1 pseudogene is annotated in these 232 nt (G+C 65.9%); it reads right to left on the bottom strand.

From position 1 onward, the window contains the following. Positions 1-232: pseudogene (locus tag CVH10_RS24825) on the bottom strand (hypothetical protein); the annotation flags it as partial.

Here is a 232-nt window from a genome sequence, read left to right as displayed (position 1 = left end):
CCGGCCGGGAAGGAGCCCAGCATGAAGGTGAAGACCACCGGCATCCAGGCGAAGACCTGCTTCTGGACCGGGTCCGGCGGCTCCGGGTTCATCTTCATCTGGAGCCACATGGTGATGCCCATGAGGATCGGCCAAACGCCCAGCATGAGGAACGGGCCCAGGACCGGCACGGCGCCGGGATTGTAGGGCAGCAGGCCGAACAGGTTGAAGATCGAGGTCGGATCGGGCGCCG

It is taken from the genome of Halomonas sp. ND22Bw (genome assembly GCF_003011945.1).
Lineage (GTDB): Bacteria > Pseudomonadota > Gammaproteobacteria > Pseudomonadales > Halomonadaceae > Halomonas > Halomonas halophila.
This window is presented reverse-complemented; position numbering and strand designations above follow the sequence as displayed.